The 17,334-nt window shown below is 46.2% G+C and carries 19 protein-coding genes, 4 tRNA genes and 1 rRNA gene (1 of these 24 cut by a window edge); 6 read left to right on the top strand and 18 right to left on the bottom strand.

Annotated features, from left to right (window positions below):
- The first annotated feature begins 131 nt into the window (after positions 1–131).
- The gene (locus EL268_RS02550) at positions 132–701 is read left to right on the top strand and encodes a TetR/AcrR family transcriptional regulator (protein WP_106656356.1); all 570 of its coding nucleotides are present in this window, start codon (positions 132–134) and stop codon (positions 699–701) included.
- Positions 702–787: 86 nt separating this feature from the next.
- Here the strand turns inward: EL268_RS02550 and EL268_RS02545 are convergent, their stop codons facing one another.
- Together EL268_RS02545 and EL268_RS02540 are read right to left on the bottom strand one after the other, a co-directional pair.
- Positions 788–1,828 (bottom strand): FecCD family ABC transporter permease, encoded by a 1,041-nt coding sequence (locus tag EL268_RS02545; RefSeq protein WP_106656357.1) that lies wholly within the window; start codon positions 1,826–1,828, stop codon positions 788–790.
- Positions 1,821–2,837, bottom strand: a complete 1,017-nt coding sequence (locus EL268_RS02540; RefSeq protein WP_106656358.1) for a FecCD family ABC transporter permease — start codon at positions 2,835–2,837, stop codon at positions 1,821–1,823. Before EL268_RS02540 ends, EL268_RS02545 begins: the two co-directional genes overlap by 8 nt.
- A 272-nt stretch (positions 2,838–3,109) precedes the next feature.
- Here EL268_RS02540 and EL268_RS02535 point away from each other — a divergent pair, with 272 nt between their 5' ends.
- Positions 3,110–4,126 (top strand): ABC transporter substrate-binding protein, encoded by a 1,017-nt coding sequence (locus tag EL268_RS02535; RefSeq protein ID WP_106656359.1) that lies wholly within the window; start codon positions 3,110–3,112, stop codon positions 4,124–4,126.
- Positions 4,127–4,201: 75 nt separating this feature from the next.
- Here the strand turns inward: EL268_RS02535 and EL268_RS32620 are convergent, their stop codons facing one another.
- The gene (locus EL268_RS32620) at positions 4,202–4,360 is read right to left on the bottom strand and encodes a hypothetical protein (protein ID WP_164724421.1); all 159 of its coding nucleotides are present in this window, start codon (positions 4,358–4,360) and stop codon (positions 4,202–4,204) included.
- A 194-nt stretch (positions 4,361–4,554) separates the two neighbouring features.
- Here EL268_RS32620 and EL268_RS02530 point away from each other — a divergent pair, with 194 nt between their 5' ends.
- Positions 4,555–6,423, top strand: a complete 1,869-nt coding sequence (locus EL268_RS02530) for a PAS domain-containing sensor histidine kinase (RefSeq protein ID WP_106656360.1) — start codon at positions 4,555–4,557, stop codon at positions 6,421–6,423.
- Between the two features lie 35 nt (positions 6,424–6,458).
- The gene (locus tag EL268_RS02525; protein ID WP_015893478.1) at positions 6,459–6,593 is read left to right on the top strand and encodes a DUF4023 domain-containing protein; all 135 of its coding nucleotides are present in this window, start codon (positions 6,459–6,461) and stop codon (positions 6,591–6,593) included.
- Between the two features lie 252 nt (positions 6,594–6,845).
- On the opposite strand, the gene EL268_RS02520 is transcribed toward EL268_RS02525, so the two are convergent.
- Together EL268_RS02520 and EL268_RS02515 are read right to left on the bottom strand one after the other, a co-directional pair.
- Complete coding sequence (locus EL268_RS02520) at positions 6,846–8,081, bottom strand: branched-chain amino acid ABC transporter substrate-binding protein (protein ID WP_106656361.1); 1,236 nt, start codon at positions 8,079–8,081, stop codon at positions 6,846–6,848.
- 215 nt (positions 8,082–8,296) lie between these two features.
- On the bottom strand, positions 8,297–8,764 hold the full coding sequence (locus tag EL268_RS02515) for a copper amine oxidase N-terminal domain-containing protein (protein WP_106656362.1): 468 nt from the start codon (positions 8,762–8,764) through the stop codon (positions 8,297–8,299).
- 214 nt (positions 8,765–8,978) lie between these two features.
- Between EL268_RS02515 and EL268_RS02510 the strand changes: the two genes are divergently transcribed.
- A complete protein-coding gene (locus EL268_RS02510) occupies positions 8,979–9,200 on the top strand; it encodes a hypothetical protein (protein ID WP_026043328.1) in 222 nt (73 codons plus the stop codon).
- A gap of 131 nt (positions 9,201–9,331) precedes the next feature.
- Positions 9,332–9,934, top strand: a complete 603-nt coding sequence (clpP, locus tag EL268_RS02505; protein ID WP_007720441.1) for an ATP-dependent Clp endopeptidase proteolytic subunit ClpP — start codon at positions 9,332–9,334, stop codon at positions 9,932–9,934.
- 112 nt (positions 9,935–10,046) lie between these two features.
- On the opposite strand, the gene EL268_RS02500 is transcribed toward clpP, so the two are convergent.
- The 13 genes from EL268_RS02500 to EL268_RS02440 form a co-directional block, all read right to left on the bottom strand.
- Entirely contained in the window at positions 10,047–10,232 is a 186-nt protein-coding gene (locus EL268_RS02500; protein ID WP_106656363.1) for an H-type small acid-soluble spore protein, read from the bottom strand.
- 15 nt (positions 10,233–10,247) lie between these two features.
- Complete coding sequence (locus tag EL268_RS02495; protein ID WP_106656364.1) at positions 10,248–10,430, bottom strand: hypothetical protein; 183 nt, start codon at positions 10,428–10,430, stop codon at positions 10,248–10,250.
- A 128-nt stretch (positions 10,431–10,558) separates the two neighbouring features.
- On the bottom strand, positions 10,559–10,816 hold the full coding sequence (locus tag EL268_RS02490) for an HPr family phosphocarrier protein (RefSeq protein WP_048034964.1): 258 nt from the start codon (positions 10,814–10,816) through the stop codon (positions 10,559–10,561).
- Positions 10,817–10,865: 49 nt separating this feature from the next.
- Entirely contained in the window at positions 10,866–11,813 is a 948-nt protein-coding gene (whiA, locus tag EL268_RS02485; RefSeq protein ID WP_106656365.1) for a DNA-binding protein WhiA, read from the bottom strand.
- Between the two features lie 8 nt (positions 11,814–11,821).
- Positions 11,822–12,832, bottom strand: a complete 1,011-nt coding sequence (locus EL268_RS02480) for a gluconeogenesis factor YvcK family protein (protein ID WP_106656366.1) — start codon at positions 12,830–12,832, stop codon at positions 11,822–11,824.
- Between the two features lie 78 nt (positions 12,833–12,910).
- Positions 12,911–13,792 carry an RNase adapter RapZ gene (gene rapZ / locus EL268_RS02475; RefSeq protein WP_106656367.1) on the bottom strand — a complete coding sequence of 294 codons (882 nt, stop codon included), beginning with the start codon at positions 13,790–13,792 and terminating at the stop codon, positions 12,911–12,913.
- Positions 13,793–14,027: 235 nt separating this feature from the next.
- Complete coding sequence (gene trxB / locus EL268_RS02470) at positions 14,028–14,987, bottom strand: thioredoxin-disulfide reductase (RefSeq protein WP_106656368.1); 960 nt, start codon at positions 14,985–14,987, stop codon at positions 14,028–14,030.
- A 64-nt stretch (positions 14,988–15,051) separates the two neighbouring features.
- Positions 15,052–16,695, bottom strand: a complete 1,644-nt coding sequence (locus EL268_RS02465; protein ID WP_106656369.1) for a tetratricopeptide repeat protein — start codon at positions 16,693–16,695, stop codon at positions 15,052–15,054.
- Positions 16,696–16,841: 146 nt separating this feature from the next.
- A tRNA-Gly gene (locus tag EL268_RS02460) sits at positions 16,842–16,917 on the bottom strand.
- Positions 16,918–16,958: 41 nt separating this feature from the next.
- Positions 16,959–17,034: transfer RNA gene (locus EL268_RS02455), tRNA-Lys, on the bottom strand.
- A 5-nt stretch (positions 17,035–17,039) separates the two neighbouring features.
- Positions 17,040–17,115: transfer RNA gene (locus EL268_RS02450), tRNA-Phe, on the bottom strand.
- A 31-nt stretch (positions 17,116–17,146) separates the two neighbouring features.
- Positions 17,147–17,223, bottom strand: a tRNA-Asp gene (locus EL268_RS02445).
- Between the two features lie 50 nt (positions 17,224–17,273).
- Positions 17,274–17,334, bottom strand: a 23S ribosomal RNA gene (locus EL268_RS02440); it runs 2,881 nt beyond the window's last position.

The raw sequence follows: 17,334 nt of genomic DNA, 5'->3' as shown, positions 1-17,334 counted from the left end.
TCCACCACGTTCTCCCACTGCGCAAAGGGAGATCAAATGTTACAATTGTACACTAATATAGATATCTTCCATTTTCAATTGAATTCAGGAAAAACCATTCGAAAATAGACAAAAGCAAGGATGTGTCACATTTGAATCTCAACGTAAGAAATCGAACACAACCGTCAAAAGAATGGATCACTCTTGCTCTGCTTCAACTCATGGAAAAAACGCAATACTCCCACATCTCCATTACCGAGATCACACGAAAAGCAGGGCTTGCCAGACAAACCTTTTATCGCAATTACGAGGATAAAGACGAAATCTTATATGAATATTTGTGCGCTCAGTATGCGACCTACTGGAGGATCATAGATGAAGAGAACGAGCTGAATGAAGATATGCTGATAGCTTTTTTCGAGATGTGGCAGCAGCACTCTCCCCCTTCCTTAATAGAGAACATTTGCAGTGGTGACAGGAAAGTGCGACAGATCATTTTTCGGAGCGTTGACTTTTCTATTCAAGAGCGTTTTCCAAACAAGGCAAATCCAGAGAACCATCATCACCAGGAGAGCCTCTACTACTATGCACAAAGATCGATGTCCTCCACCCTCCATGTGCTTTTGATTGAGTGGACATTGAGACGATTTCAAGAGTCCTGTAAAGAGATGGGGCGACTTGCTTTTCAATTGACAGCCTCGATGCGCGAACTTCTTCTCTAGTAGGAGCTTCTTCTGCACCCTTGGAAGAAAAGCAGCCCGCTTCCTTAAGGAGAACGGGCTGCTTTTTTTCGTTAAAAAGCTATTTCCTACTGATGATTCCTCGTTTTATACAAAAGATACACAAAAAACGGCGCTCCAATCGCTGCGGTAAAAATCCCTGCTGGCAAATCATGCGGTAAAAACACCGTTCTCCCAATCAAATCAGCCAAGACGACAAGCATCCCGCCCAAAACGGCGGAAGCCGGCAGCAAGTAGCCATACGCAGAACCTACTAGCCTACGCGCAATATGTGGAGCCATCAACCCGATAAAACTGATTCCTCCTGCCACTCCGACAGCAGCACCAGCCAATGCCACACTAATCGCAATCAGGAGCAATCTCTTCTTATCAATCGCTACGCCAATACCTTTGGCGATATCATCCCCGAGCTCCTGGGCATTCAAATAACGGATTTGGAAAATCGTAGCGCCGAGAAACAAAACAGTCCACGGAAGCAAGGTCATCACATTTACCCAAGACATACCGTACACGGTTCCTGTCATCCACCCGAGAGCGTTTGAGGCTTTGCGGGTTTGAGTGATCACCATGAAAAAGATCGTTAATGCCCCCATGCCTGCTGAAATACATACACCCACAAGCGCGAGACGGAAAGGGGAGACTCCCTCCTTCCAGGCAGTGAGATACGTAAGCGTAGCGGTTAACAATCCACCGATCAAGGCCACCAATGGCATCCATTGCACACTTACATCTTTTGCGAATGTAATAAATGCTACCGCCGCTGCCGTCGCTCCCGCTGTAGTTCCGATCAAATCAGGCGAAGCCAACGGATTTCGCACCAAGGACTGCAAGATAGCCCCAGATACTGCCAAGGAAGCCCCCACCATGACAGAAACGACAACGCGAGGCAATCGCCAATCGAGCACGATCAATTCATTCTGTTCACTGCCCGCGCCCACAAAAGCTTTGATGACTTCCCACACAGGAATATGCAAGCTTCCTAAGCCAATACTCAATACAATCACAACAGATAAGAGCAAAAATAGTATGAAATTCATTCCTAACGCCCGCTTATTTACATGAAACGAGAGCGCTGGTTTTTTGGTCCGAATGACTACATGTCTATGCATACGCCCTCCTCCTGACCAGCGGGATGATAAAAGCCACTCCGATCATGGCGGTTGCTACGCCTACTGGTACTTCCAAACGCATAGGCATCAATACAAGGCGAGAAAGCAAGTCCGCGCAAACCAGAAAAGCTCCGCCGAAGACAATCGAATAGGGAATCAACCAGCGATGATCAAGACCGACTAAAAAACGACAAAGATGCGGGATGATGATACCCACAAATGCAATCGGTCCGGCGAGCGCGACACTCCCACCTGCCAAGAGCACCACGATCAATATCGCTGAAGCTTTTACCAAGATAATCTTTTGGCCCAGGCCAGTCGCTACATCATCACCGAGTACCATCAAGTTTAACGAGCCGGTCAGTAGCATAGCACCTAACCAGCCTACAAGCAAATAAGGAATGAGCATAAAAAAATGATCGAGCTGTCTTCCCTCCACAGAGCCAACTAACCAGTAAAAGGCCTCTGTCATCGTCTTTTCTTGCAGCAGCATAAACAGAGAAGTCACAGACGAAGCAAAAGCAGCAACCGCTGCACCCGAAAGTGTCAGCTTAATCGGAGTCATGCCTCCCCGCCCAGCGGAAGCCAATCCGTATACAAGCAATGCAGTCACACCCGCTCCGATAAAGCCTGCCCACATCATTTGCGACACTGGGAATTTCGAGCCAAAAACAGCAATCGTCGTCACTATAGCGGCTGCAGCTCCAGCGTTCACACCGATAAGAGATGGTGAAGCCAAAGGGTTGCGAGTCAACGCCTGCAACAAAACACCTGCTACAGCGAGACTGCTCCCCACCGCTACTGCTGTCAGTGTACGCGGCATTCGGGATGTCGTAATAATCAAATGTTCCTCCGAACCGGAAAATTGAGTGTATGCCTCTACTGCCGTAGTGAGCGAATACCGATTGATTCCAAAAAGGATACTAGCTACCATCACGACCGCCAAGATGACGAGTCCTACTATGAGTACAGTAGTCTTTTGCAGTCGGCTGGACAAAATTACATTCACGCTTGTTCCCTTCTTTCCGTTGCATTCTCCCTATTCTGTCTATTTCCTTTTCGTTACATCTGTATGTAAGTTTCTCCCACTAATCAGTCTAAGCTTGCAGATAGGGCTAGTCAATGATATTGATTTTTATTATCGCTAATGGAAAAGATCGCACAAAAATATCTATAGTTTTCCTTTGGTTCCAAAAAATATATTGACACATTGTCATATGAGCATATACAGTAGTGAAGAAAAATGATAATCATTATCAGTTAAAAGGGGGATTTTCCATCATGCGCAAAACTTCCCTGCGTTTGATGCTCGGGGCTATGCTTTCCGCTGTCATGCTCGTAACAGGTTGCGGAGGACAGGCAACGCCTTCATCCGACTCGTCTTCTTCTACACCAGCCGCATCAACAACTACATCAGCACCTGCACCGGCAGCGTCTGAAGAGAGAGAAGTCAAACACTTTATGGGGTCAACAAAAATAAAAGGGACTCCTCAACGTGTCGTCACTCTCACCAGTGAAAGCACAGAGGCTGTTCTCGCATTAGGAATTACACCAGTTGGGGCTGTCATGAGTGGCCTCGGCAAACCTGGTGACCCATGGCATCCACATATTAAAGAGAAAATGAAGGATGCAGTTGAATTGGGCGATGAGAACCAACCGAACGTTGAGCTGATCGCCAGCCTGAAGCCAGACCTGATTCTGGGAACAAAAGGACGCCAAGGGCAAGAAAAAGTATACGCTCAGCTTTCCTCGATTGCCCCAACCGTCTTCTCCGAGGATCTCGTAGGACGATGGAAAATCAACTTTGCCCTTTACTCAGAAGCGCTGAATAAAAAAGCTGAAGGCGACAAGCTGATGGCTGATTTCGATAAGAAGATTGAGGATGCAAAAGGAAAACTGGGTGACAAGACGAAGATGAAAGTCTCTGTCGTACGTTTCGTAGCTGGCAAAACTCGTCTTTACTTGAAAGACACTTTCTCTGGCGTTGTTCTGAGCCAGCTTGGCTTTGCTCGACCAGCCTCCCAAGACATCGATGAGTTCAAAAAAGACATTCCAAAAGAGCTCATGGCTGAAATGGATGGCGACGTCATGTTTTACTGGATCGGCGATTATTCCGGTGATGGCTCTGCTAATAAATACACCGAGGAATGGATGAAAGATCCGCTCTATCAAAAACTGAATGTCGCGAAAAACAATAAGGCATTCCAAGTTGACGAAGTGATCTGGAACGTAGGCGGCGGAATCCTTTCTGCTGAACTGCTTGTTGATGACATCGTAGAACGCTTCTCCAAACTGTAGGCTATATACTTTCCGATTCCGTCAATAAAGCAGGAGTGGTTGAGATAACCACTCCTTTTCTTTTGCCTGCTGGCATTATTGATCGAGTTCCTTATTTCCAGCAATATCCTTACTGGGCAGGATCGGATCTATTTGTTCAGGTTTACGCGAATAAGCTTTGTTTGTAACCAAAATCGTCGCACCGATGATGACGATAAAAATGAGCACCAACGCAACGATAAAACCAGTTGTCATGCATACACCCCCGACTTTTTTCTAACTCTCATTATAGCGGATTTCCATGCAAGTCAGAACCTTCATGCATAACCAATTCATTATGGAATAACAAACTATTCCAAATTTTGATAGGAAAATGGCTCCTATATCTCGAATAGTTACGACAACACTATCTCATTCAAATACTTGATAGACTATGCGGGGGAAATCTGATGAACAAGCTTAAAACCCCTTTCTTATGGAAAAAGAAACGCTCGAAAAAGGAAATCACGCAAGTGTTATTTCCAGATCAAATATTAAAAGCATTTTTCCACTTTACAACAGATGCCATCTCGATTAGTGATCTCGATAACAATATCGTCTTGGTGAATCATGCTTTTGAGCAATACTACGGTTGGTCCATGGAGGAGATTTACGCTTCACCGCTCTGCTTTATTCCAGAAGAGTACAGGAGCGAAACCAAACAGTTATTTGATGCGGTCAGGAGCATGGGTGTATTACTAACCAATTACGAAACCATCAGACAGCGAAAAGATGGCACGAAGATGGATGTCATTCTGTCGGCTGCTCCAATCAAAGATGAAACGGGAAAAATTATTGGTGCTTCCTGCATTACCCGTGACATTTCCGACCGCAAAAAAATTGAAGAGGCCTTGCGTCAAACCGAAGCCAAATATCGTCTCCTCATTGATCATACCCAGGATATCGTGACGATTTATGATTTATCCATGCGACGTATCTATGCATCCCCATCAATCGAGCAATTGGGATTTGTTCCAGCCGAGGTTACTTCCCCTAACAATCTGCAACTCACACATCCAGAGGATATCCCCATGTTCCGGGACAAATTTCAAGAGATCATGACAACGAAACAACCCGTTCATTTCGAGACGCGCTCTATGGATAGGAATGGAAACGAGGTTTCCTTTGAAACACGCGGTATCCCCATTTTAAGCGCGGTAGGAGACGTCCAAAACATCATGTTAGTCTCGCGAAATGTCACAGAACGTAAATACTCTGAGGCTGCCTTGTTTAAAAGCGAGAAAACGAACAAAATCATCTCGGAATACACAGATGATCTTATTCTGATTACAGACAAAAACGGGGATATCCTCTATCTCTCCCCTTCGCATTCACGCGTAATCGAAACGAGTGAAAATTGCCGTCAGCTCACCTTTGCCGAGATTCATCCAGAAGATCGGCAAACTGTCATTGACCACTTTCATCATTTGCTGGCGAGCCAAGAACCAAAAATATGCGAGTTTCGTTTCCAAACAAAAAATAACAAATGGATCGTTCTCGAATCAAAGGGTACCCCTATCCTGACAAAAACGGGAGATTGTGACGGCTTTATCATCGTATCGCGGGATATTACAGAACGCCGAAATAACGAGGAATTATTACGGAAGGCTGAGAAGCTGTCCGTGATTGGGGAACTGGCTGCTGGAATCGCCCATGAGATTCGCAATCCGCTCACATCTTTGAAGGGCTTCATCCAATTTCTTTATCCGAGCATGAATGATAACCAGCAGTACGCCGACATCATGCTCTCTGAACTGGACCGGATCAATTTTATTGTGAGTGAATTGCTAGTCTTGGCAAAGCCACATAGCATTCAAATCAAGCCTCTTCCGCTCATCCCTTTGCTGGAAAGCGTCTTGGCACTATTGAGGTCAGAAGCAAATTTGAAAAACATCGATTTCCGTACCGCATTCGCTTACCATCCGATCATTGCGGGAGAAGAAAACCAGCTCAAGCAGGTCTTTATCAACATCATTAAAAATGCCATTGAAGCGATCGACGGACATGGTGAAGTTCTGATTGCCACCACTTTAAAAGACAATCATCAGGTGCTCATTACGCTCACGGATACTGGCTGTGGAATCTCTGAAGAAATGATTCACAAGCTGGGCGCCCCCTTTTTCACGACAAAAGAAAACGGAACTGGCCTCGGCCTCATGATCAGCAGCAAAATCATGAAAGACCACAACGGCAGCCTGGAAATTAAAAGCAGGGAGCACGAAGGTACAGTAGTAGAGATTACACTTCCGATTGTACAGGACCAAATTGGGTCATCCTAGAAAGGTGTACATCCCATCATCAGTGGAGGTGCCCTATGGATTTCACTAAAATGAGCACGAGTGAGTTCGTGGCCAAAATTCGCGAATCCCAAGCGAAAAATCTGCGAAGCAGACAACATCAAGGCTACGGTCATCCCGAAAAGCGTTTGCCCAGCAAGCAAGGCATTTAACAAGCAAAAGCCCTCCCGCGAGCTCCTTTGGCTCAAACGGGTGGGCTTTTGTCATTGTTATTGTGGATCTTGCTTATTCAGGTTACGATCTCTTTCGGACTTTTGCTTCTGGGTGCCTTGCGTCTTGCTGCTGTGTCCTTGATTGCCGCCATTCTTCGTGTTTCGATTGTTTGACATTAGAATCCCTTCCTTTTCATTCTGGTATTCATGCCAAACCTAGTATGTCCCAGACGGCTTATTCCTAATGAAAAATTACTTCGCTTCACCCATAAATACTTTCTTTCCGTCCTCATACTTGTACACGTATACGGAAGCAAAGTCGTTATCGCCTTTATCATTGAATGTTACGTTGACGAATTTGCCTTTGTAATCTTTGGTTTTGTGAACAGCTTCCAGCACTTGTTCACGAGTTGGCTTTTTGCCGCCGTTTGCTTTGATCGCTTCTTCCAGTCCGTTCAGCATAACACCCATGGAGTCATAGCCAAACGAAGTGAAAATCCCTACTTTGTTGCCTGTCGCGCTCTCGAAGTCTGTGATCCATTTCTTGCCGTCTTCGGTAGCACCAATATCGCCTACAGTAGAAGTAAAGACTACGTTATTGGCATTTTCCGCACCAGCAATTTTCACCATGTCAGCGGAGTCGTAGCCATCGCCACCCATGAAGACACCTTTGAAGCCTTTTTCACGTGCTTGCTTCACAATGATCCCTGCATCAGAGTAGTATCCACCGAAGTAGATCATCTCTGGATTTTTCGCAAGGATTTGGGTGATGATCGCACTATAATCCTTCTCGCCTGCCGTTACCCCTTCAAAGCCGAGAACTTGTACACCGTCTTTTTCAAATTGCTTTTTCACTTCTTCCGCAAGACCTTGTCCATAAGCAGCCTTGTCATGCATGACGAAAGCCGTTTTTACATTCAACTGATTTTTGGCAAAAATAGCAGCCTTGGAGCCTTGCTGATCATCACGCGCACAAATGCGGTGTACGATCTTCTTGCCTTGCTCAGTCAAATCTGATCCCGTTGCGGAAGGAGATACCATCACAAGCTTCTCTTGCTCGTATTGGGCTGCTGCTGTAATCGAAGCACCTGTTGTAGCATGGCCTACCACCCCGACTACATCAGGATTCGAAATCAACATTTGCGCGACTGCTACCCCTTGTTTCGGGTCAGCTTGGTCGTCTTGAGCGGACAATTGAACGTCAAAGCCAAGTGCTTTGAATGCCTCCGCCTTTTCTTTCAACGCATATTCAGCACCAGCTTTTGCTGTGCTTCCGTAATCGGAGTACTGACCAGACATCGGACCAACGACAGCAATCACGAGCTTCTCAGTTGCTCCGCTTGCACCGCCCGTGCTTCCTCCGCTATTATTGCTCGGCTGTGGTGTCGCGCTTTGTCCACCAGTCCCTGTACCTCCACCACAGCCTGCGAGCAATGTGCTCAAAGCAAATGTTGCAGCCAGTATCGACAATGATTTCTGTTTTTTCATAGCAAAACATCCCCCTCTTTATTTATGAGCAAACTATGAATCACAATCTTATTGTAGGATATTTTAGAAAATTTGCAATAGAAATGATTAAAAGAAGAATCAATCAAAAAGCCTCTATCGCTGTCTGCTAATAGAGGCGTACACGTGTAGTATTGAGGCAGATAGCCACTTCTACGCATAGAAGTGGCTATCTTGATGAGAAGTTCCATTCATTTTTAGGAATTAATTGGAATGCTCAGCTTGTAAGTGAGCGTTTTTGCATCGTACTCTACTTTTGCACCCAATTCTTGGGCAATAAATACGAGAGGAACGAGTACTGCTCCGGTCACTGGACGTGGCGGATTTGCTACACTGGTTTCTTTGCCGTTTTTATAAGCAAAGTTTTTGTTCTCGTACATACGCAGAGCGTACGTGTTGTCTTTGGCAACCAGCAGAGATTTGGTCGTGCTATCCCATGCTGCGGAACCACCCAAAGCAATCGCCAATGTGCTCGCATTCACATACGCAACACCATTTTCAGTAACGATTTCTTGTGGGAATGGGAACTCCTTGCCGTTTAGCTGAACCTTGATTTTTTGTTGCTGTACAGGAGCAGGAGCAGTTTGGGCAAACGCAGCCGTTGCCGCTACACTTCCTGTTAGAAGAGCCGCTGTCAGCATCATTGTCGAAAACTTGCGAAGCATAATGAACACCCCTCAAATATCATGAAATGAATTCCAATTTTGTAATGTTCGACATAAATCAACTTTTTCCTTCTTTTTTATCCCATACATTTCCTATGTAATTCTCTCGCCAAACATGACCAGACTAATGAAAAAATAAATATCCCGCGAACAAATGTTTTTGTGCACAACCTGTGTATAACATTGTGGATAACTTTCGAAGGTGAGGTTTGCCATGGCAGGGGAACGTTTTTTTCTCATTTATCAAGAGGCCAGTGACGAAGAATGCTTATTGACCATTGAACCATACAAAGACCAACAGGAGCTAGCGGAAGCCATCAATCAATTGCAAGCCAAACAAGTCGATGAGTATACGATCATCAAGGGAAAAAAGATGAAAGCCACGCTGAAACTCGCCGTCGATTTGACCGAAGCCGATGAGAATTCCAAGGAATGAATGTTTTCTTTTTCGAGTAGGTTTAGACAGAGGGAAATTGGCAAACATGGTAGTGAGGGAGCGCACTTATGTGTTTGACCTTCATTGACCTTTTGTGTATGATATTGTTACAAAGAGAGGAGGAAGACTAGATGCATATGAATTTAATTCCAACCGTCATTGAACAGACAAACCGCGGGGAACGTGCTTACGACATTTATTCCCGCCTGCTCAAAGACCGCATCATCTTTCTGGGAACCCCAATCAACGACACCGTAGCCAATATCGTTGTGGCACAGTTGTTGTTCCTTCAGGCGGAAGATCCGGAGAAAGACATTCACTTGTACATAAACAGCCCAGGCGGTTCTATTACTGCTGGTATGGCGATTTACGATACTATGCACTTCATCAAGCCTGATGTATCCACCATTTGTATCGGAATGGCTGCTTCGATGGGAGCATTCCTGCTGGCTGCTGGGGCAAAAGGCAAGCGTTTTGCTCTGCCAAACAGTGAAGTCATGATCCACCAACCATTGGGTGGTGCCCAAGGACAAGCGAGCGACATTGAGATTGCCGCAAAACGTATTTTGAAGATGCGTGATCATCTGAACACCATCCTGGCTGAACGCACTGGACAGCCTTTGGAGCGCATCCAAAAGGATACCGATCGCGACAACTTCCTCTCTGCCGCAGAAGCAGTAGAGTATGGATTGATTGACAAAGTCATCACTTCCGAACCGTCTTCCAAAAAATAAGCGATACGTAGTAAAAAAGAAGCACTCGTGCCTGGACTACTGGCCGAGTGTTCTTTTGTATGCCGAGCAAACCCCAAGGGCTTCCCTTCGTTTGCTCGGCTTTTTCGATGGGTCATTGTGATACTTCCATTAACTGACTGACGTAGACAGTCTGGCTATGTGCTGGATTTTTTTCGTCATGCACACGTGCTGTCGAGGTTTTTTCGTCTACAGCATCGATCCAAACAGCTTGTCCCTCGTACTCTACCTTGATATGGTCGTCGGATTTCATGATGGATTGTGCTCTCGTTACATTCATAAGCGGCTCCCCCCTCTACTGGTCATCGTCAAGGGCTTGCTTGGCTGATGTAGCCCCTGTCATCGTGTCTACAGACGTTTCTTCAATCAGGCCGTTTTGGTCGGAAACAACTCCGCCCCCCAGTCCCTCGTTCACCATCCGATCAATGTCCATATCATAACAATCGCGGCCTTCGTAACACTTATCACGGTTACTCATGTCTCATCCCTCCTTCATGCAATATACATGGTTAGAAATGCCCTGCCCGAAGTGAATTGATACATATTCATCAAGATGACCAACAAAAAAAGACACCTCCCTAAAAGGGAAAAGTGTCTCTCGTGACTCTATTCTTCCTTGCTTACCAGATTCGTAAGGCTGGTGACTGCCTGGGAGGCATCCGGCCCTTCTGCCAAAATGGTAATTTCCGTTCCAGAACTGATTGCGAGGCTCATGATACCCATGATGCTTTTCGCATTGACCTTCTTGTTGCCTTTTTCAACGAATACTTCCGATGCAAAACGGTTAGCTTCCTGTACGAAAAAGGCTGCTGGACGAGCTTGCAAACCGGTCTTTAACTGAACCACGACCTGCTGTTGAACCATGAATGGACCTCCTTACTTGTAGACTATTATCCTTTAGTATATCATGCATCTACATCGAAATATTTTGTTTTTCTCGTATTTTGTCAGCGATTTCGTTAATTTTTCGCAAGCGGTGGTTAATGCCCGATTTGCTTACTACTCCGCTTGGCACCATCTCGCCCAATTCTTTCAAATTGATGTCAGGATGAGCCACTCGAAGCTCCGCGACCTCACGCAGACGTTTTGGCAAATTCTCCAATCCCATCTCTTGATCGATGAGCTGAATATTTTCCATTTGTCTCGTGGCTGCATTCACCGTTTTGTTTATGTTGGCGATTTCACAATTGTGTAAACGGTTTACCGAGTTCCGCATGTCCTTTACGATTCGGACGTCCTCGAAATACAGAAGCGCCTGATGAGCCCCTATCAAGCTCAAAAACTCTGTAATCTTTTCGCCTTCTTTGATATAGAGAACATACCCTTTTTTCCGCTCGATGCACTTGGCATTTAGTTTATACCGATTGGCGATCTTGGTCAATGCTTCGCAAAAATCCTGATAGGAAGTGAAAATCTCCAGATGGTAGCTGGATGCCTCTGGATGATTTACAGATCCCCCCGCCAAAAAAGCACCCCGCAAATAAGCAGCGCGGCAACAGGATTTTTTCACGATCTCAGGAGCGATTCCTGGGATAAACGATAGGCTTTGATCCATGATGCCCAAGTCCTGCAAGATCTCATTGGCCTTATTCGGAATACGCACAATGTAGACGTTGTTCTTTTTCAGACGCATTTTTTTGCGAACCAGCAGTTCAGCGTGTATCTGAAACAACCTCTTGATTAACGTGTAAATGCGTCGGGCAATCGCCGCGTTCTCTGTCGTCACATCCAGCACCAGTCGTCCGGCTCCAAACTGCAGACTTCCATTCATCCGAATCAAGGCTGAGAGCTCTGCCTTGCTGCAGCAATCGGCACCCTCCGTCATGGTCAGTTCTTTTTTGGTATGCGCGGCGAATGACATCGACTTCACTACTCCTTCTCTATCTTCAGCACCTTCCGTCTACGTTTGACGAGTGACACAACCTGCTTGCTGACAGCATGTGCATCATGACGTAGGTAGCCATCCTCAAATGTGACTAATGGCTTCGCCACCACATGCAGACCGAGTTGGCGCAATTGCTTTAGGTCACATCGGACAGGAGCTGCTCCTTTTTCCGCGTATTTGTCCAATACATGGGTAGGCAGCTCGGCTGAATTGACAATGATCGTATCCAGAAATGGTCTATCTACATGTTCATACATGACATTCACGTGCTTGGATGCAGAAAAACCGTCTGTCTCCCCCGGTTGTGTCATGACGTTACAAATGTAGATTTTCGGGGCTTGTGCGCGTGTAATCGCTTCAAATAACCCGCGTACTAATAAATTGGGCAGAATGCTCGTGTACAAGCTGCCAGGCCCAATCAAAATGGCATCCGCGTCGGCAATGGCCATCAGGGCCTCGCTCAGAGGAACAGCATCCTCCGGATCAAGGAACACCCGCTTGATTTCTTTGCCAGTCAACGGTATTTGGGATTCTCCGATTACGAGAGATCCATCTGTCATTTCCGCTTTCAACCGAATCGATTGCGTGGAAGCTGGCAATACATCTCCACGCACTGCCAAAACCCCGCTTAATGTTTTGACTGCGGTGACAAAATCTCCAGTGATTTCGTTCATCGCTGCAAGTAATAGATTTCCCAAATTATGCCCGGCTAATCCCGTGCCTGTGGAAAAACGATACTGCATGACTTTTTCCATCAGCGGCTCTGTATCGGCCAGAGCAGTCAAGACGTTTCGAATGTCGCCAGGTGGAAGCATATCCATTTCTTCTCGCAAACGTCCAGAGCTTCCCCCATCGTCTGCTACCGTCACAATCGCTGTAATATGCACCGGCTCGTGCTTCAAACCGCGTAGAAGGACGGACAGACCCGTTCCTCCGCCAATAACGACTACCCGTAATGGCCTTGACTGTAGCCTCCCGACTCCCTTAGTAGGCATATGTCACCTCATTAGTTCTAATACACATACCACAGGTGGCTTTTTACGTACGCTTCAGTCTTTCCTGCCATCTTATGCTCATTTGTTTTTTTCCATGTCTCGATGACTGACACGGACAGAAAAATCTTTGCCAAAGGTTTCTCCCAAATGTTCTGCAATAGCGACCGAGCGATGCTTGCCACCGGTGCATCCAATTCCTATCACAAGTTGACTTTTTCCTTCACGCTGGTAATGCGGCAGGGTATACCCCAAAAAGTCTGTAAGCTTTTCTAAGAATTCCTTTGTGTCCTTGTGCTGCATCACATACTCTGCCACGTCTGGATCACATCCTGTTTTCGGACGCAAATCCTCCACATAATGCGGGTTGGGCAAAAAACGAACATCGAACATCAAATCAGCGTCTATCGGTGCGCCGTATTTGAAACCAAACGACAAAACATTAATCGTAAGTGGTGATCCTTGTTGACCGTATTGGTTGATGATTTTTTCTCGAAGCTGAACTGGCTTCATTTGACTCGTATCGATAATCTGATGCGCCCAGCCCTTCATTTCCTGCAACAAACGGCGCTCAGCGTGAATTCCTTCCAAAGGCGAACCGTTTGGAGAAAGCGGATGTCTGCGACGTGTTTCCTTGTAGCGAGAAACCAATGTCTGATCGTTCGCATCCAGATAAAGGATGTGGTACGATAATCCATTCATCTGATTGAGGCTTTCCATGGTTACGGCAAGATTTTCAAAAAACTCACGCCCTCGCAAGTCAATCACCAATGCGACTCGCTCAATACTCCCACCAGACTGTTTGACCAACTCAGCAAATTTGGGAATCAGTACAGGGGGTAGGTTGTCTACACAAAAAAAGCCCAGGTCCTCCAAGCTTTGTACAGCAACTGTCTTTCCCGCACCTGACATTCCGGTAATAATCAGGAGATTCATGGCCTTGTCGTTTCCCAATTCCGTCACGCAACTCGCCTCCTACGATTCTGACAATAGCATACCATATTGTCCACCTTATTCGCACCTTTTTGAACCGCTTCCCCTGTTTTTCCAATGACGTCTTCTACAGGCGTACAAGCTTTTTTAGAAAAAAAGATGCGTGACTGAATGCCAGCCACGCAACAATTGTTTATATAGATAAGGGGGTCAATTCATTGTCTATAGATTACTCTTGAATTATTTCACCCATGTTACAAGCAGGTTAAGAGATTGTGACATTTTGTTCTTTTAGCTTTTCATTCAGCTCTTCTACATAGTGTTGAGCAGATTGAGCAGCGATAGAACCGTCTCCAGTAGCTGTCACGACTTGACGCAGCATTTTTTCGCGTACATCTCCTGCTGCAAAAACACCTTTTACTTTGGTGTTCATTTTTTCGTCTGTCAGTACGTAGCCTGCGTCGTTAGTGATGCCCAGTGGACGTACGCTTGCAGTCAATGGGTCCATACCTACGTAGATAAACACCCCGTCCGCTGGGAATTCTTTTTGTTCACCAGTTTTGGTGTTTTGCAAGAGAACCGCTTGTACTTTGCCTTCACCACGGATCTCTTTTAGTTCTGTATCCCAGATCACTTCGATTTTTTCGTTATCGAAAGCGCGTTTTTGCAGGATTTTCTGTGCACGGAACTGATCACGACGGTGTACGATCGTCACTTTGGAAGCGAAGCGAGTAAGGAATACAGCTTCTTCCACCGCGGAGTCTCCTCCACCAACTACCACCAGCTCTTTATTGCGGAAAAATGCACCGTCGCAAACCGCGCAGTAAGAAACGCCACGGCCGGACAATTCTTTTTCGCCTGGTACACCGAGCAAACGATGCTCTGCACCAGTTGCCACAATAACAGATTTAGTCAAGTATTCCTTGTCACCCGTGATAACGCGCTTGTACGGCTCTTCATCGCGGATTTCCTTGATTTCGCCATATGCATACTCCGCACCAAATTGCTGTGCATGCTCAAACATTTTTGTAGAGAGATCAGGACCAAGAATGGAAGTGAAACCTGGGTAGTTTTCGATATCTTCCGTGTTCGCCATTTGACCGCCTGGGATTCCTCTCTCCAGCATCAATGTGCTCATGTTCGCACGGGATGTATATACAGCAGCCGTCATTCCAGCAGGGCCAGCTCCGGCGATAATAACATCATAAATTTTTTGATCGCTCATGCTTGTTGCCTCCTCATCTCACACAGTTCTGTTTCCTTATTTAAATTAATTATAATGTAATAATCTATTTAAAATCAAGTGTCGACAAAACTTTGACGCACTTTGCCAAGGTAGCGGCAGAAATGCCATATTTTTGAGCTAGAAGGGCTTGTGACTGCTTTTCGTTGGTTATCGTTCCGTATACATATTCTAATGCTGCGACCCACGCTACTTCTTTTCGCACTTGTACACGACTTTGGGCATATTCATGATGCTTGCGCCATACATCGAGGCACCATTCTCCCGCCTCTTGCTTGCCCTGCGAGAGCAAATAATGGCTTATGCCTTCTTCTATACTGCTCTTTTGCTCTTCCGTCGTCGGTGAATCATTCGAACCTTCAGGAGTTCCCTCTGGCATGTCTGCACCCATATCAGCCAAAGCCAGCAAAGCCAACTTTTGCAGCTGCTGGTTATCCGTCTGGTAATAAAATTGACGGACCGCAGTTTCAGCTTCATCGTCTCCAATCAGAGACAACGTTTGCAGCACCGCAAATTTCACTTCATCGCGTCCATGTTGCAATGCCCAGAGAAGGGAAGCTCGGATCATTGGATCTGTTTTAAAATCTTCCACTCCCGTGAATGAAGCCTTTTCCCAAGAAACATCACGTTGGGTCGTATTGTATTGGTAGGGGATCGGTTTTATAGTCTCCCCTTCTTGTTCGTTTTTTACCATTTGAATGTATTGATCTGCGATTCCTGCTTCTGGATCTAGCTGCTTGGCTTTTTGCCACCAGCGCAGTGCCTGATCCTTTTTCCCGCTCAAATAAGCTGAGATCGCAGCATAGTGGTACGTGCACGCTTCATGCGGCCGTCCATTTCGCAGCATGCGTTGGTAATGGAAATACGCTTCATCATGCTGGCCGAGCACTCCCATGGTTGTTGCGAGCTTATAGGTATTTTCCGGATGGAACGGAACGACCTTTTTCAGCACATCAATCAAGCTCAACAGCTCTGTCGTTTGATTGTGATGGGAGAGCAAAACCGCCAAATTGCACAGTGCATGCAGGTTTCCTTCTTCCTTATCCAGCGTCTGTTCGATTGTCTCCATCGCCTTCTGGAATTCTCCAGCATAATAGTAGGCGAGAGATAAATTGTTCCACGCCGGCAAAAAGTCAGGATCGGCCTCGACGATTTCTTTTAAGGTATCCAGTGCCTCCAGGAAACGTCCCTCTTCCAGGCTGCGACGAGCTCGTTCATGCTTGCTGTATACGTCCTCTTTTTCGCTTGGGAGGAAGTGTCGCGGTGGCATGTCCAGCTCAAAGTAAATATAGTCGAGGAGCTCTTCAGCATCTTCCCGATACGGTCCGGTACTGTCCTCTTGTAAATAACGAACAGCCATTTCTTCTGCCATATGGTAATCTTCTAAGTTGGCATAGTTGTTCGCCATGTAGAAATACACTTCTGTCATGGATGGGTCCCATTTTTCTATCACTTCATAGAGGACTTCATTCGACGCTTCAAACTGTCCGGTTTCAGCTAAGGCACTAGCCAAATGGCAATGGCATTCTGCATTCGTCGGCTCCATTTCAACTGCTCGGCGAAATGAACGCAATGCTTTATCATAGTCGTACCGATTCAAACAACGCATTCCCCGGTCAACAAAAAAAGCAGCATCTTGCTTAAAGTCAACGACGGTCGTTTTCTTCAAAATACTTTTGTTATGTTTCATAAAACCTCCAACATCGTAGGAGCTTACACTCCAAGTATCGTACCAGAAGCATCAGCACCCTACAAGCTGACTCGTCTTTTAAAGTGTTCAGCGGATAAAGCAAGAAACACCACTGGCCCATAGCAAGTGGTGTTTACGAACAAAAATGGAGCGGACGAAGGGTCTCGAACCCTCGACCTTCGCCTTGGCAAGGCGACGCTCTACCAATTGAGCTACGTCCGCATATCTTATCAACTATTCATATTTTGTCCGATTGAAAAAACTGGTGAGCCATGAAGGACTCGAACCTTCGACCCTCTGATTAAAAGTCAGATGCTCTACCAACTGAGCTAATGGCTCGTACATGGTGGCTCGGGACGGAATCGAACCGCCGACACGAGGATTTTCAGTCCTCTGCTCTACCGACTGAGCTACCGAGCCATATACTTTGTTCGCCACTCTTGAGTAAGAATGGCGGAGCTGACGGGACTCGAACCCGCGACCTCCGGTGTGACAGACCGGCGTGAACTCCAACTTCACCACAGCTCCATATAGAAGGCTTGTTCCTTCAAAACTGAATACGCATGATTGCTAAGTGTGTGGATAAGTCCTCGACCGATTAGTATTCGTCAGCTCCACGCGTTACCGCGCTTCCACACC

It is taken from the genome of Brevibacillus brevis, assembly GCF_900637055.1.
GTDB lineage: Bacteria > Bacillota > Bacilli > Brevibacillales > Brevibacillaceae > Brevibacillus > Brevibacillus brevis.
This window is presented reverse-complemented; position numbering and strand designations above follow the sequence as displayed.